Origin of the sequence: Acinetobacter sp. ANC 3813, from assembly GCF_002135435.1 — a bacterium.
GTDB lineage: Bacteria > Pseudomonadota > Gammaproteobacteria > Pseudomonadales > Moraxellaceae > Acinetobacter.
The window spans coordinates 117,392-133,335 of sequence record NZ_NEGK01000003.1; the positions used below are offsets into that span (position 1 = coordinate 117,392).

Consider the following 15,944-nt stretch of genomic DNA (forward strand, 5'->3'; position numbering starts at 1 on the left):
CTAAATTACATCAGTCTTGCTTTAGGCTTTGAATCTCTTTCAGAAGCTCCATGAGCTGCTTCATTTTTTCTTCGCCCAAACGGTCCTGAATTTTTTGATAGCGGCTTTCCATCCGACCTCGCATTTGAGCAAAGATCTTCTGACCTTCTTCACTTAATGAAATAAATGAAAAACGCTGATCTGCGTCCGAACGGCGGCGCACAATCAGACCTGTTTCCAGCATACGGTTAATAATTCCCGTAAGGCTTGGCTTTAAAATACACGCTTTGTCCGCCAGTGTTGTACTGTCCAGTTCCTGATATTGCGCCAGTGTCCGGATAATTCGCCACTGCTGTTCGGTCAGACCCATCTCGTTTAGTTCAGGACGAAAATGGGTCATGAGTGCTTCACGGGCTTCCAACAAAGCCAGCGTCAAAGATGGACGGATATTTTTCATATAGGCGATGGCATAAATATTAATATGTTAACTATTCTACCAACATTATGAAAAATTAAAATGATAAAGGATATTCGATGATGACTCGCAATTCATCAATATCATTATATCTGTAGCCATCAACAGCACGATGTGTCGCTTGGCGCAGTTTAATATCCATGCCTTTGGCAAAGCCTGTAGGCACTTTATAGGCCAGCTGAATATCACGCTCCCAATGTGTGGTATCTATATTGGTGTCATAAACATGGCGCTTTGTGTAGTAAGGATTATTACTGCGGCTATTATCAATATCCCAGCCATAAATATAGCGCGCCATTAAGCTTAAGCCCGGCAGGCCATACGGCGCAAAATCAGCTTCATATTTGATTTGCCAAGATTTTTCTTTGGCTTCTGAGAATGTTGCAAACTGTGCGGCGTTTAAAATAGAGGAATTGCCGCCAATAGTTGAAAAACCCACCCAATCAAAAGGCTCATTGCCAAACACCTGCTGATAGCCTACAGAAATTGTATGGTTTTGATATTGATATCCCACTAAAGCGGAAGCGATGTGCGCATCAATATCTCCGCCTATTTTTTCACCTGTATCATTATTGCTATAGCCAGCAAAGGCCGCTTTGATTTTCTGGTCAGGATCATTCAACGCTTTTTGATAAGTTGCACCTAAGAAATACTGATTCCAAACATCTTCCAGTTCAGATGCATAAAGCGTGACAGACCCTGCAGGCAGTTTATATGCTCCACCTAAAAAGCTGATGCTGTCGGCCTTGATGCCTGCCGCATAGTCCGTGGTGAAATAATTCAAATCATGGGTCGAATCCAATGGATTCATACTGTAAAAATATCCAGCATTCATCACTAAATTATCGACAGTTTTGTCCTGCAAAGACACGCCTGTAGACACTGTTGGCAGCAAGCGCACTGTACTGGTGGCGATGACAGGCACATTTGGGAACTGATTACCATAAGTCAGCACTGTGTCTTTGTATTTAACTTTGACTGCACCGCCAACTTCACCATAAGCATCTTTGGTTTCGCCTGTTTTAGGGTCAAAAGTAATTAAGTTGGTTCCGGTCTTATACTCATCACTATAGAGCTTAATACCAACCATGCCATAGGCATCAAAACCTATTTGCACCGCGCCCTCAGTAAATCCTGAGCTGTACTGGCCGATTATGCCGTGCGCCCATTCACTGCGGTAGCCCTCTCTTTCGGAAATGGGAAGCTGCGAGTTTGCGCCTGATGGGTTGGCGCCGCCATTTCTAAAATCTCGATAGAAATAGAAATTCCGGTTCATTAAATCAAATTTGCCGTCTTCAAAAATGTTATTGGCAAAGATTTCTGGTGATAAAGGCATGAGCATCCCTATCACCAGTGAAAGTTTCACTGGTGTATTCATTAAATTGTCCTTAATTTAAATTTTCACAGAGGCTTTTATTTATCGCTGACAAATACAGCTTTGGCAGGAATCAGGAAAATCATAATCAGCGCAGCAACAACCATCACACCGGCAATACTGAGCAATGCAGCAGCATTAGTACCTGTATTTTCGCGCATAAATCCAATCAGCCATGGGGCAAATAGTCCACTCATGGTTGCTAAGGTACTCACCATTGCAATCCCTGCGGGTGCTGTTTTATCTTTAAGATAGGCTGCAGGCAACGACCATGCCACAACCACACCGCCACTGAAACCAAAGCCTGCTAATCCTAAAATGATCAGACGTGCAACCAATCCGCCTTCCCAGAATGCCGCAAGCGCCATCATCGCTGCGCCAAACAGCATACTAATGGCATAGTGCCAACGGCGTTCGCGGCGCTTATCAGAGCTTCGGCCTACCGTAATCATGCCAACCGCAGCCAATGAAAATGGAATCACCGCGTAAAAAGAAATATGCGCAATATCGGTGACACCCATTTCTTTAATCATGGTCGGCAGCCAGAAGTTAAAACCATATGAACCGCAGTATGCTGCAAATGCCAGTGAAGCCAGCAAATACACGCGGTAGTCTTTCAAACAGCTCATTACAGCTGCGCCGCTATGGCTATTCGAATCTTCTTCAACTGCGCCTTTTCGGTCTTCTTGCATAATTTGTTTATGCAATGCACGTTCGGAGTTATTCAGCCATTTTGAAGATTGCGGTTTATCTGTTAGATATAGCAAGCATAGGAAACCAATCAAAATAATTGGCATTGCTTCAATAAAAAACATCCATTGCCAACCGCCTAAACCATGTACACCATTCATATGCGTCATGATTAAGCCTGAAATTGGACCGCCAATAATCGGCGCCGCCAAAGTAGCCAAAATTAATATGGATGTCACACGGCCGCGCATGTAGCTTGGGAACCAGAAGCTGAGGTATAAAATTACACCTGGAAAAAATCCCGCCTCAAAAATGCCCAGCAGCAAACGCAGGAAATACAGCTGCGATGCTGTACTGACAAACATGGTCGCTGCAGAAGCTAAACCCCATAAAATCATGATACGCGCCAAAGTTTTACGCGCACCGATTTTACCCATCAGGATGTTGCTTGGAATTTCAAAAAAAGCGTAGCCAATAAAGAAAATACCTGCAGCCATGGCGTACTGTGAATCTGTGAATCCTATAGCTTCCTGCATCTGCAATTTTGCATAGCCAATATTCACTCGATCTAAAAACGAAAAGAAATAGGCAATAAACAAAATGGGTAAAATTTTCCAAAACAGCTTCGTCAGCAATTGCTGCTTTTCTAACTCACTCGCATTGGAAAGTGTAATGTTTGACGTTAGTTGGTTATCCATACCAAACCCCTCATCTCTAGCTTCTCAGCTAAACAAAAATATTGTCCAATTAGCAAATCATTTGCCAATGAGTAAAAGTTAATATATTAACTAATGTTAATCAATAGCTAGAACAATAAATTTTTCTTATGAGTTTTATAAATAAAAAGCAGTATCAGCAAACATGAGGTTGATCGATTTACAGACAAACTGATAGCGTAATAGCGAAGCTTTGCCTGAGCATGAAAGATAGGTATTTGCAATAAAGCTGAGCTAGCAAAATGCCTCAGCAAAAAGTGATACAGCTTGAAATAATAAGCACTCAGAAGCTGGGCGCTGCCATATACGGCGCACCCAATAAAAACCATAAAGTTAACTAAACTCTATAATGCTAGTTTGCGCCAATACTTTTGGACAATTCTAAGATTTTGGCAGAGAGATAATCCTGAATCTTTTCTTGCTGCTCCAGCAGCAAATCGCTGACATGAAAAATAGTAATCACAAATTGGACTTCTTCAGAAATGCTAAACACAGGGATACTGATAGAACTGAGTCCACGGCTTGGACGATCAATCATCACAGTCAGCGGCTCTTCTCGCTGCGCTTTAATTCGCTGTAAAAAATCCTGCTTTTCTTTTTGACTGAGTTTTTGTCCAGAACTGCGTATGCTGTCCTGATCTAAGGCCTGTTTGAGCAGATGTTCTGGAATGTATTTGGCAAAGGTATTGCCAATTGAACTATTGACCAATGTCATCACAGACCCCACACGGATCTGAGAATATACACTACGTGAGGGATCAAAAGTTTTAATCACAGTTGGACCCAGCGAGCCCCAAATACTGACCGCTGTACCAAAGCCTGTTTCATAATTAATGGCCTTGGCTGTTTTACAGGCTTCTTCTACAGGGTCTAAGGCATTTAACGCGCGAAACGATAAATCCAGCGCTAAACTCCCCACTTCATACTCATTATTTTCAGTTTTATGCAACAAGCCAATCCGCGTCAAGCTCACCAAATATCGAAACATTTTCGCTGGGCTCTCGTTCAGCTGCAGTGCTACTTCTTTAAGGCTTAAACGCGATTGGTTTTTGCAAAACAGCTCTAAAACCTGTGCAGTGTAATCAATACTTTGAATGCCTGCATTTTCATTTAAATCATGCATAGCTGCTCTCCTGCAAATCGCGGGCAGCAACTTTTAATTCAACCAAAATTTGCTGAATTTTTTCTGGGCTTAAATGCTGTGTTTTGGCAAAGGCAGTAATGGCAAAATTGATTTGTCCTTCGCTGTTAAAAACAGGCACTGCATAGCTGCTGATACCAGGTGTCGGCGTATCGATGAGTGCAGAATAACCCAGTGCGCGAATGTCAGCTAAATCCCGTTGAAAAGCTGGATCTAAAAATTGCTCACGTTCTGGCAAAAAAGCTTTTTGAAGTGACAAGTTTTCTTCTGCCTGTACAGACTTATAAGCCGCAAAGAGACGGCCCGTCGCGGTGCTCAGCGCCATTTTATTGCCCAAACGGAAACCTAAGTTAAAGAAACCTGCAAACTCTTTATAGAACACCACCGTCGGTCCATTTAAATCTGACCACAATGAGGTAAACACATTCACCTCGTGCTTCTCAGCAATCTGAGTCAGTAAATGACGTGATTGAGCAACAACTTCATTGTGACTGATTTTAGCAATGCCCAAACGCAGGCTAAGCGCACCCGCTTCAAATTCGAGTGTGCTTTCATTGCGTTTAAGCAGGCCCGTGCGCTGTAAGCTAATGAGATATTTATAAGCAGAACCAGGTGCAAGCCCCAAAGTTTCAGCAATTTCACTCAAAGAAAGTGATTTTTTTGACCTGCATATCAAGTTTAATATTTCACCTGATAATTCAACTGTCTGAATCCCTCGCTGCTGACCAGCCATCCCTGCTCCTCTATACAATAATTCTTAAAATTTAAACAACTTAAAGTTTAAGCTCATACTAAACAGATCAAACAGGAAAAGGAATAGCCTTTATAGCCTGCGCACTTATACAGTTAAATAACCGCCATCTACAGGCAAGATGCAACCTGTCACATAGCTGGCTGCATCAGAGCATAAAAATGCCACTGGCCCAGCAAGTTCAGACGGCTGTCCCATACGGTTCATCGGTACATGGCGCAAATAGCCTTCCAATGCAGCAGGATTTGCACGGGTCGCCTCAGTCATTGGTGTTTCAATGACTCCTGGGGCAATCGCATTGACACGAATATCGTATTTTGCCAACTCTGCCGCCAGCGTTCGGGTCATTTGCGCCACTGCGCCTTTAGAAATGGCATAAGCTGTAGCGCCTGTGGCTGCGACAAAAGACTGAATTGAGGCAATATTGACAATATTGCCTTGGGTCTTTTTCAGCGACTCAAATAAAGCATTGATCAGGTAATAGCTGCCTTTCACATTGACATCAATGGTATCGCTTAAATCCTGAATAGACGTTGCAGACTCAAAGTTGCTGCGGCGTAAAATTCCGGCATTATTTACCAATACATCAATATCGCCAATCGTGTCATACACTGCTTTGGCAAAATCTTGACAGCACTGTTGCTCTGCCACGTTCAGAGCAAAGGCATAAGCTCTCCCACCTGCTACTTCAATATCATTTTTTACATTTTGCAGTTTTTCATAGTTCATATCTGCCAAAATAACAGTAGCACCAAGCTGTGCCAATTTCTTGGCAATCGCTTCACCATTGCCCTGCGCTGCGCCTGTTACCACAATTTTCTTTTGCATTAAATCAAACATGTTCATCATCCTTGTATATTCAGCCATGCCTGCTGATTTCATTTTTTAAAATGTATTCTTCACCAAAAAACCGCACTGTGCCATCTTGGATAAAATGCCCAATATCATGAGAAATTTCTTCACGGCCGCGTTCACTGTCAAAATAACGGTTCTGAATGCTGTCCAAATCTGGAAAATGCAGATCTGATAAACCGCGAATTTGGGGGGAATGCTCGGTAATAACCCGATCTACCCAATGCCTCGCATATCTAGACAAACCAATATGCACTTTGGCAGCTAAGCTTGAGTGATGCGCCCACATGCGTTTTGCTGCTGTATCAGGCAAATCCTCATATAAAAATAAGCCGCGCATAATTTTGATGCCCGGCACTGGTGCTGCAGCGGACTCAAGCACTTGCCGATTTAGCACTTCCGTATCGCTAACTTGATAGATATGCATCGTTGCAGCCTTTTCTTGAAGCACTTGCTGCAAGCTTTGCAAAAACTCAGTGACATTACACTGTGGATGGGGCCAGAGTTGAATCACTGCATCCAGTGCTTCACCCTGCAGAGATTCAGACTGCCCATAGGGCAGCAGCTGAATCTCTGTCAATGCCAAGTTCACAATGACTTTTTGCAGCGATGCTGCTTGAGTAAGGCTTGGCCCCCACTCATGCAAACACCAATGCCGTAACTGTTGAACTTGACGAGGATGAGCCTGCAATTGAATCAATATTTGCATACTGCTCCTCCTGTTTAGACTGCCTCAGCGCTGCGCTTTATAGTCTCTACCGCTGGATTGTTGTCCTGACCTTTGGCAATAAATAGGCCTGTCTGATAACCAAAGACCAATGCAGGACCAAGAGTAATACCCGCACCTGGATAGTTGCCGCCCATAATACTGGTCGCATCATTACCCACAGAATACAGACCAGCAACGGCCTTGCCTGACTGATCCAATACGCGGCTATGGCGGTCTACCGGCAAGCCTGCATAAGTGCCGATGTCACCTGGATGAAGTTGAACCGCATAAAATGGGCCTTGTTCAATTGGCTTTAAGCATGGGTTTGGCATATGCAGCGGGTCACCTTGGTAGCGGTTATACGCTTTAGAACCTTTGCCGAAATCTGGGTCTTGACCAATTTTTGCCAGTGGATTGAACTTCTGAATGGTTTCTTCAAGGCCTTTTGCATCAATACCGCAGTTTTTTGCCAGCTCTGCAATGCTGTTGCCTTTTTTCAGATAGCCAGATTTCAAATGCTTGCCAATAGGCAATGGCTGCGGCGGTACAGAACCTAGGCCATACATACGCAGGGTTTTACGGTCGCAAATCAGCCAAGAGGTAATTTGACCATCAATGTTGGCGCCATTGATCATGCCTTGTACAAAATCATGATAAGAGTTGGCTTCATTCACAAAACGCTTGCCCTTTTTATTAACTGCGATCACACCTGGCTTAGCGCGGTCAATAAAGTGCGGCATCACGCCTGTCGTGCCATCTTTGCGTTTCACCAAAGATACTGGCGCCCATGCAGCGGCATTCGGCAAATAGGTATCGACAGCTACATTCAGCTTTTCAGCCATGGCAATACTATCGCCGGTATTGGTTTCTGTGGTGGGTGACCAATGCTCTAAACCTGTCGGCGTGTGGCCATATAAGCGTTTACGCAGTTCAATATTGTGCGGGAAACCGCCTGCCGCCAAAACCACCGCCTTCGACGCATTGAGGATGATTTCCTGACCCGCAGATTGCGCGATCACACCAGCCACTTTGCCATCTTTTAAAATCAGTTCTTTAGCTGCCGTGTCGACCAATACTGGAATATTTAGATCTAATGCAGTTTTTGCCAAACGTCCCGCCAAGGCGTTACCGTTCGTCAGCAACATACCGCGTCCGTATTTCATGCATTCTGCAAAGTGCGTAGAAAAGCGTTTAAAGGTATAAATAGCAGACTCTAAAGAACGCGTCGCTTTCATAAAGTGGCGTAAATCTGCACCAGAACCAATCATCATGCCAAATACCGTTAATTCTGGCAGTGGTGGCTCTAACAGCGCTAAGCGATCACCCAACTCACGTGCATCGAACGGGCGCGTCACCATAGAACGGCCGCCCTGCATTGCGCCAGGCGCTTCTGCATGATAGTCAGGGAATGTCAGCGGCATATCAAACTGCACCGCTGTATTTTTAGTGAAAAAATCTACCGCGTCATAACAATGATTTACAAATGAATCGACGCGCGCCTCGTTATACGCCGCACCGCCTTCATGCTTCAAATAGGCTTTGACCGCTTCAGGTGAATCATCATGGCCATAGTTTTTACCTAATTGCGTACAAGGCACCCACAGCCAACCGCCTGAACGCGCTGTTGTACCGCCATAGTTTTTCGACTTTTCAATGACTGCGACATTTAAGCCCAATAATTTTGCCGTAATCGCTGTCGACATGCCTGATGCGCCGGAACCGACCACCACGACATCAAAATCAAAATTCTTTTCCATGTTCACTCCCGAGAACCTTAATTGTTCCTTATTCAGCATCACTTGCCATATAGTTAAGATATTAAATATTAATTACCCTATTAGCAAGTATTTTACTTATATATAAACTGTATAAAAAAACTGCCGAAGCAGTTTTAGTGTAAAAATCAAATATTAAATACCAATCAGATCTTTCAGCATTTTTTTAAACAATGCCTTATCTTGATCAGAATACGCGCCAAATACATCTTGCTGATGGCTTTCTGCAATCTGATACAGCATTTGCGCACTTTGAATGCCTTGCGCTGTCAATTCATAAGAATGACCCGTATCCGTCATCAATCCCTTACGCACCAAAATTTCAGTGGCCTGCTCAATTTCCCGAATCGGCATTGCGACTTCACGCTGCAGGTCATCTTTAGAAGTCGCTGTTTTGCTTTCCAGCACCAAAAGCAACCGCGCTTCACTGGTACGGAAACCTGATGCCAGCTGCTTCGGCTGATAATCGTTCGTATAAGCGCGCACTGCCTGAGTCAGCAGGTAGTACATATTGTCGTATAAGCGGCCCGGGAAAATTTCCGCAGGCGTCGCCGCTTGAGCATTTAAGCTTGGATGCGGCAAAACAGATGAATATGCGCCTTGATGATAAAGCAGCGGCGAACGGCCATTGTCTTGAAAATTCGCCACGCGGCCCAGAATAATCCAGTGGTCGCCGCCTTCAATAATATTAAAGCGCTCGCACTCAAATACTGCCGAGCATTCTTTTAAAAGCGGTGCATTGCCAGCGCCCAACTCAAAATCTACATTGGCATATTTGTCGTCTTTCGAACGGGCAAATTTATTGGATAATTCAATTTGATCTGCAGACAAGATATTCACAGCAAAATGTGTCGCTTCTTCAAATACCGCATAGCTTGAAGAACGCTTATCAATGCTCCATAAAATCAGCGGCGGCTCTAAAGATACGGAATTAAAGCTGTTGGCAGTTACACCGACTTTTTCGCCTTGCGCATTTTGCGCCGTCATAATGGTCACGCCTGTGGCAAAATTGCCTAAAGCGCGGCGGAAAGCTTTCGAGTCGAAGCCAATTTCCGGCTGAATATTCATTGAATTCATATGGGCTCTCCTTGCCTTAAACCATGGTTGGATCTGGTTCCAGACCCATCAATTCACGTCCTAAAATCTGCATGCAAACGTCGTAATCGGTATACGCATGCGCGCCTGTCATGTGCGAATCACGGAATAAACGCTGCATTTCCTGACCATCCAGCCAGCTGGTTGCGCCCGCCGCCGCAAATAACCGGTCTACAGCCTCTATGCACATTTTCACCGCATAAGCTTGGTTGGTACGCCAAAAAGCCAATGTTTCTTTAGACGGATAAATCTTGTTTTCACCATGCACACGGTGATCTTCCCAAGTTTTTTCCAAGAAAGCGCGAGCTGCTGCAACTTGGTGAGTCGACTCCGCCAAACGCATTAAGGCTGGTGTAGATGCACCAACATTCGCGCCAGTGTAGGCACGGATACGTGTTTTTTGCTTCTCTTTAAAAGCTTCAAGCATACGCTCTGCAACACCTAAGCTCACTGCAGAAAAACCGCTGGCAAAATATGGACGGTAAGGTGAATAGAAAATCTTGCTGTCTGGATACAGGCCAAAACCAGCAGACTTGCCTTCCATCATGTCTTTGGCTTTTTGGATTTGATATTCTGGAATAAATAAGTCACGAATCTGCAGCTGCTTAGATCCGCTGCTCTTGATTGCGCCAGCGAACCAATTATCATGAATCACATAGTCTTTACGCGGGATTACGCCAAAGCAGTAAATTTTAGCGCCCTCAGCATCAAAGCGGTTAAAACCTACAATGGCATATTCAGCGTGGTCACAGCCGCTGCTCCAGCCATAATCGCCATTTAATTTAATACCGCCTTCCACTTCTTCCACTTTACCAAATGGCGCGATCGAGCTGCTGGCTGTCGCATCTGGATTATTCAGCCAAATTTCATCCTGTAGCTGTTTGGGAAACATAGCAATTTGGTGACTGTGTGTGCAAAGTAAACTAAATGCCCAAGCGGTGCCGGCGCATGCGCCTGCCAATGTCACAATACAGTTGGCAAAATCGGGCAGGCTCATTTCCAAACCGCCATAGACCTTTGGCTGGAATGCGCGGTGGAAACCAATTTCTTTCAGTAATGCAATATTTTCGTCCGGCACTTTACGCAGCTGCTCTGCATGCTCAGCATTGGCTGCAATTTTAGGAAGAATTTCTTTAATTTTTTCCAGCATGCTGCGATCAGCGGCAAGCGGCGCTTTTGCCTCTACATAGCTCATTTTAAAATGATCCAGTGCCTGATCATGCAGACCTAAAGAAGCAGTATCCGCATTAAAATCGATGGTATTTTCCATATCTTAGTTTCCTTTTACCGAGCGCTTTCGCATCTGAAAACACTATGTCCTGTAAATCCTTATATAGCAGGCAATACTGCTGGGCTATCATCATTATTCAAGAATATTGAGCAAACTTTAATGTATTTTCCCGACTTAAAATTGCACTTTCCAAATTACATATATAACAAATATTTTCCAATAGGATAATTTAAAACTTTAGTCGCACATAAAAAAGCCCCGAATAGAACAGGGCTGAATATTTAGGTAACCACATGCCTATACACGTATTCTCCAGTACGATGAATTGCGTTGTTCACCGACTTGGTTTGCAGACTGCATAAGCTGTTGTCAGCTAATCATTTATCTAATGCCACCTTTAACGACCTAGTTCACTGGCTTAAAAATATTGCGGATATTGATTTCAAACAAAGACTGGATGCATTGCGCATTTTGCGGAGACAAAATACCGTTATGGACTATCCCCATCCAAATGGGCGCAAGTATCAGCAATGCCAATATTTCTGAATCGGTTCCCATCGGCAATTCTTTACGCTGCACGGCAATCTGAATCAGTTTCTGCAGTTCGGCTTGCCCGGGCTGATAAATTTTCTGCAAATACAATTCACGAATATGATCGAAATTTTTACCTTCACTCAAAACTAAACGGGCAATATTCGCACGCCCTGCAGATTCAAGATTATCAATCGCAGGCAGCATCTGCTGCAGAATAAAATCTGCCACAGTGATATCTGGCGTCAGTTCATCACTTTGAATCGGGTGATAAGTGTCTTCAATTAAATAATCAATCACGCCTTCAAACAGCTTTTCTTTGGTTTCAAAATACGAATAAATCGTTCCCTTGCCAATGCCTGCTGAAACAGCAATCGATGCGATTTTACTGTTGGCGTATCCCAACTGATTAAATTCATTTAAAGCAGCAATAATGATTTTTTTGCGGGTTTCAGCTGTTTTTTCAACTGAAGGGCTGCGCTTTTTCATGCAATAAATCGTCCTGATCCAAAAAATAAAATTGACCCAAAGGTCAGTTTTAAAATAAAATCGACCCATCGGTCAATTTTAACATAACATTATGCAGCCTTCAGCCACATATCTCGAATACATCATACTGTGTTTATGCCTTTGTTTGGGTGTCCTCAGTACCGCACTGGCAAGCCCGCTATATTCTATTTATATAGAAAGCTGGCAGATCAGCACCACTGAAATCGGCTATGCTTTTATTGCTTATATGGTCGGTGTAGTCTTCAGCCTGCTGTTTTTAAATGGATTAAGCGCTAAATATGGCTATAAAAAAACTGTGATGGCAGGCTTAGCCCTCAGCATTGTGTCACTTGCTTATTCTGCGCTGGCTGGCAGTATTGCGCACTTATGCGCAGCGCGCTTTTTTATTGGGATTTCTTCAGGCTTGCTGTCCACTGCAACGATTATTGGCCTTGCACAAAAATATCCTTTCAAGCATAAAGAACATGCTGGAAAAATTTCATCAATGATTACCGTTTTTGGCTTCGGACTTGGCCCCTTAGTTGGCGGATTATTGGCTGACTATAGCCAGTCTCCTCTCAGTACACCCTATTGGATTATTGCGGCGGTTTCCACCCTTGCACTCTGCGCTTGCCCGCTGATTCGGTACCGCCATATTCCACTCACAGCAGCAAAGCAGGCTTCCATTTGGAATATTCCTGCATTGCCGCTGCATCAAAAGATTTTCTTCCCCTGCGCCATGACTGCAGTGTGCTGTTTTGGCATGTTCAGCCTGTATGCCGCTCTGGCAGGCACCTTTATTAAAGCTTTACCCCTTGCACAGTCTGCAACACTGACTGGATTTTCAATCTCTGTCATTCTGTTTATTTCTACGTTCACGCAGCTAATATGTAAAAATTTAAAAGAATCGACCAGTATAATTATAGGACTGTGCTTAACGCTGTTTGGCTGCGCGTCTTTAATGCTGGCACAATATACGCATTTAAATTTCTGGCTCATCAGCAGTATTTTAGCTGTAGGGATCGGACACGGCTTATGCCTCAGTCCAGCCTATTATCTGGTCGGATTAATGACCCAAAAAGAACCGCCGGCAATTTTTTCAACTTTCCTGCTGCTCGGCTATCAAGGCACCATTTGGCCCGTATTATTGTCCAGTGTCTTAATTGATCACTTTGGCATTATGCTGTCTTTGGCAGTCTTTTCACTGCTGATTTTCTTCGCGGCAATATGGATTTTGTCTCATTTACAATTCATTAAACACAATCAGCTAAGCACAGACAAAACCTAAAATTGGGTCATTTGAGCAATTTCAACTCATATAACAAAATCATCTAAAATAAAAAAGCTGGGATAAACCCAGCTTTTTATGGCTATGCTTTAGCGATTAATCACTATATACACGCTTAACTTTTTCTTTACTAAAGGTAAAAGCAGATTCATTTTGCAAATCTTCATGATCTGGACCCAAAGGAATGCCTGAACGGTCTTTCAGCAGAATCGTTGCTATTAAGCCTACGATGGTCATCCCTGCCAGATAGAAAGCTACCGAATCTGTAGAACCTGTGGTGCTGACCAGCCACGATGCGATTAATGGTGAAAATGCACCGCCCAAAATTGCGCCTAAAGCATAAGAAATAGAAACACCTGAAAAGCGGATCGATGCAGGAAACAATTCAGAATAAAACGCTGATTGTGCGCCATAGGTCATGCCAATGCCGACTGCCAAGAAGCATAGGCCTAATGATACTGACCAGATTTCACCGATATTCACCAAGGGGAACAAGGCCAGCACACCCATGAGCTGAATAATAAAACCATAGATATAAGTCTGGCGTCGCCCGATTCTGTCCGATAAACCGCCAGAGAACCAAGTAAAAATCAGCCAAATAGCCGCTGAAATTGTCACACTAATCAGGATAGGAGTACGCGGCAGAGCAAGCGGCCCTTCTGGATTAGTCGTGTAGTTTTGAATAAAACCGCCTGTGGTCATATAACCGATTGCACTATTGCCCGCAAAAACCAGCGCCGCCACAACCACCAATGCAGCGTGGTTTTTAAATAGATCTTTAATTGGCGTTTTAGAAGCAGATTTACGCTCCTTAATTTCTTCAAATACAGGGCTTTCTTCTACAGATTTACGCAGCCAATGGCCCAAGAACAGCAGCACAATACTAAACAGAAACGGTATACGCCAGCCCCATTCCATAAAAGCTTCGCCTGGTGCAATCACACCGCTCATCAATGCAAACATGCCTGAAGCCAGCAATAAACCTAAAGGTACGCCAATCTGAGGGAACGAGCCGAAACGGCCGCGCTTATGCTTAGGCGCATGTTCAACCGCCATGAGTACCGCACCGCCCCATTCACCGCCTGCAGATAAACCCTGAAGAATACGAAGCAGCAGCAGCAAGATCGGCGCCCAGATTCCAATCGTTTCATAGGTTGGCAATAAGCCAATCAATGCAGTCGATAAGCCCATCACCACCAGTGTCGCCACCAATACTGAACGGCGGCCGTATATATCGCCAAAGTAACCTGCGAGGAACGCGCCCAGCGGCCGGAATAGAAAGCTTAAGCCAACAGTTGCAAATGCCAGCATTGTGCCTAAATTTGAACCTGCCGGTGAGAAGAATAATGTTTTAAAAACAAGACCTGCAGCAGCCGCGTAGATAAAAAAATCATACCACTCTACGGTTGTGCCGATAATCGTTGCAAAAGCAACTTTACGGTCATTGGCAGACATTTTATTGCTATCTTGAACAGCCTGTGCTGTAGACATGAGATGTCCCTCTCTTAAAAACTGTAAAACTTAGGGATGAAAACGTCCATCCAGCAGTATTCTTCTGCTGGTTCATCACTGTTAAAATTTAGGTGCCTGTTTAAATCAATGTGCTATTGAAAGATCAATTTTGGCTTGAGTTCGAATATCCGCTTTGAGGAGCTTCAGCATCTTCCAGTCAAAATACTTGAACGCATTTAGCCTTTATAACGCTGTAAAAATGCATGAAGCATGCGCTTTACAGATGTAAATACACCAACTGAAAATGAAACTATTTGATATAAGATCCCATACTGATATGCATTTAAACTCTGTTTATCCGTGCTAAATTCATCTGGATAATAGTGGCGAAGCAATTCGGGGGTTAAGGCTTCATGCATGCTGATGTACTGCGCAGCCTCAAAAACTGTCGTGCGATTTTCCATAATCGTATCCCTGCTATTTTCCTTGGATCTTCTTTTAAAATAAGCATATCCATAACTATTTTTTAAACGATCTCATACGCTCAATAAAGGTACTAAATTCATTTAAAGTTGCACTTTCCATGATGCGCATTTATTCTATTTCAAATCATTAACTTATTTAAAATATGCCGCTTAGACTTTGGTCTATAACGGCATATTTCATGTGAATTTTAATAATTTACACGCACTTTTAACGGATGCACCATCAGTACAGAAATACGCTGAATGTGCTGGAAGCTCTGTGTATAGAATGTTTGCCATGCGCCAGATTCAAAATCAGCCAAAACATGCGCATACTGATCATACCAAAGGCTGAAAAATTGCTGAGGCACATACGGCAGCGCAGGCAACTGCGGACGGTCCATCATCTGCTGCACATCGCTGCGCTGTATGCCGCGTAAATTTGGCAGTACCTGCTTCAACGACTGCTCAGTGACTAAAGAGTTAGCACTGCTTAAAGATAGAATGATTTTAACGTTGGATTGAATCCCCTGCATTGCCGCTTCCTCAACAATGCAAACGGATATAGACGACATGAATTCGGTTTCATCCTGACGCAGCAATTCAATCGACTGCTGGCTGTTAAAGTCCTGCTGCATCTCCTGTTCATCGTGCCAATACATTTCAGCAATGCCGTCGATCTCAAAAGCAGGATGCCCTGCAGTAAAATTCGGCAGAAAATCTATACAGTGATTTTGGGTATAATGCAAAAATTTCGGCATGCGCATGACCAGCGGACTGTGTTTTTTTGCCCAATAGGCGCTGAATTGAGTTTGTGTTAAGTCCTGACGGCGCTGAAAAAGCCCCATTCTTTTGATCATTTTTCTATCCCTAGATGATTAGTTTTTTCGTTTTCTGTATTTTGAAATTAAAAAAGGACCCAAAGGTCCTT

The 15,944-nt window shown here is 43.7% G+C and carries 15 protein-coding genes; 1 reads left to right on the forward strand and 14 read right to left on the reverse strand.

Going from position 1 to position 15,944, the window contains the following annotated elements:
- Positions 1-10: 10 nt before the first annotated feature.
- From hpaR to B9T34_RS05525, 11 genes are all read right to left on the reverse strand, one after another.
- Complete coding sequence (hpaR, locus tag B9T34_RS05475; protein ID WP_086212163.1) at positions 11-436, reverse strand: homoprotocatechuate degradation operon regulator HpaR; 426 nt, start codon at positions 434-436, stop codon at positions 11-13.
- A gap of 55 nt (positions 437-491) precedes the next feature.
- Positions 492-1,832: an OprD family outer membrane porin gene (locus tag B9T34_RS05480; protein ID WP_086212164.1), complete on the reverse strand. Its 1,341-nt coding sequence runs from the start codon at positions 1,830-1,832 to the stop codon at positions 492-494.
- Positions 1,833-1,867: 35 nt separating this feature from the next.
- On the reverse strand, positions 1,868-3,217 hold the full coding sequence (locus B9T34_RS05485) for an MFS transporter (protein ID WP_086212165.1): 1,350 nt from the start codon (positions 3,215-3,217) through the stop codon (positions 1,868-1,870).
- 370 nt (positions 3,218-3,587) lie between these two features.
- Positions 3,588-4,358, reverse strand: a complete 771-nt coding sequence (locus B9T34_RS05490) for a helix-turn-helix domain-containing protein (protein ID WP_086212166.1) — start codon at positions 4,356-4,358, stop codon at positions 3,588-3,590.
- Positions 4,351-5,109 (reverse strand): IclR family transcriptional regulator, encoded by a 759-nt coding sequence (locus B9T34_RS05495; RefSeq protein ID WP_086212167.1) that lies wholly within the window; start codon positions 5,107-5,109, stop codon positions 4,351-4,353. Before B9T34_RS05495 ends, B9T34_RS05490 begins: the two co-directional genes overlap by 8 nt.
- A gap of 105 nt (positions 5,110-5,214) precedes the next feature.
- Positions 5,215-5,967: an SDR family NAD(P)-dependent oxidoreductase gene (locus tag B9T34_RS05500; protein ID WP_086212168.1), complete on the reverse strand. Its 753-nt coding sequence runs from the start codon at positions 5,965-5,967 to the stop codon at positions 5,215-5,217.
- Between the two features lie 19 nt (positions 5,968-5,986).
- The gene (locus B9T34_RS05505) at positions 5,987-6,688 is read right to left on the reverse strand and encodes a hypothetical protein (RefSeq protein WP_086212169.1); all 702 of its coding nucleotides are present in this window, start codon (positions 6,686-6,688) and stop codon (positions 5,987-5,989) included.
- A gap of 14 nt (positions 6,689-6,702) precedes the next feature.
- A complete protein-coding gene (locus tag B9T34_RS05510; RefSeq protein ID WP_086212170.1) occupies positions 6,703-8,445 on the reverse strand; it encodes an FAD-dependent oxidoreductase in 1,743 nt (580 codons plus the stop codon).
- Between the two features lie 153 nt (positions 8,446-8,598).
- Positions 8,599-9,540 (reverse strand): p-hydroxyphenylacetate 3-hydroxylase reductase component, encoded by a 942-nt coding sequence (locus tag B9T34_RS05515; RefSeq protein ID WP_086212171.1) that lies wholly within the window; start codon positions 9,538-9,540, stop codon positions 8,599-8,601.
- Between the two features lie 16 nt (positions 9,541-9,556).
- A complete protein-coding gene (locus B9T34_RS05520; RefSeq protein WP_086212172.1) occupies positions 9,557-10,828 on the reverse strand; it encodes a p-hydroxyphenylacetate 3-hydroxylase oxygenase component in 1,272 nt (423 codons plus the stop codon).
- A gap of 366 nt (positions 10,829-11,194) precedes the next feature.
- The gene (locus tag B9T34_RS05525; RefSeq protein WP_086212173.1) at positions 11,195-11,809 is read right to left on the reverse strand and encodes a TetR/AcrR family transcriptional regulator; all 615 of its coding nucleotides are present in this window, start codon (positions 11,807-11,809) and stop codon (positions 11,195-11,197) included.
- Between the two features lie 91 nt (positions 11,810-11,900).
- Here B9T34_RS05525 and B9T34_RS05530 point away from each other — a divergent pair, with 91 nt between their 5' ends.
- Complete coding sequence (locus tag B9T34_RS05530) at positions 11,901-13,097, forward strand: MFS transporter (RefSeq protein WP_086212174.1); 1,197 nt, start codon at positions 11,901-11,903, stop codon at positions 13,095-13,097.
- 96 nt (positions 13,098-13,193) lie between these two features.
- Here B9T34_RS05530 and B9T34_RS05535 read toward each other — a convergent pair whose 3' ends face one another.
- The 3 genes from B9T34_RS05535 to B9T34_RS05545 all read right to left on the reverse strand — a co-directional run bounded on the left by B9T34_RS05535 (position 13,194) and on the right by B9T34_RS05545 (position 15,873).
- Positions 13,194-14,588, reverse strand: coding sequence for an MFS transporter (locus tag B9T34_RS05535; protein ID WP_086212175.1), 1,395 nt, complete (start codon positions 14,586-14,588; stop codon positions 13,194-13,196).
- 197 nt (positions 14,589-14,785) lie between these two features.
- Positions 14,786-15,013 carry a hypothetical protein gene (locus B9T34_RS05540; protein ID WP_086212176.1) on the reverse strand — a complete coding sequence of 76 codons (228 nt, stop codon included), beginning with the start codon at positions 15,011-15,013 and terminating at the stop codon, positions 14,786-14,788.
- A 209-nt stretch (positions 15,014-15,222) separates the two neighbouring features.
- Positions 15,223-15,873, reverse strand: a complete 651-nt coding sequence (locus tag B9T34_RS05545; protein ID WP_086212177.1) for an EthD domain-containing protein — start codon at positions 15,871-15,873, stop codon at positions 15,223-15,225.
- Positions 15,874-15,944 lie beyond the last annotated feature (71 nt).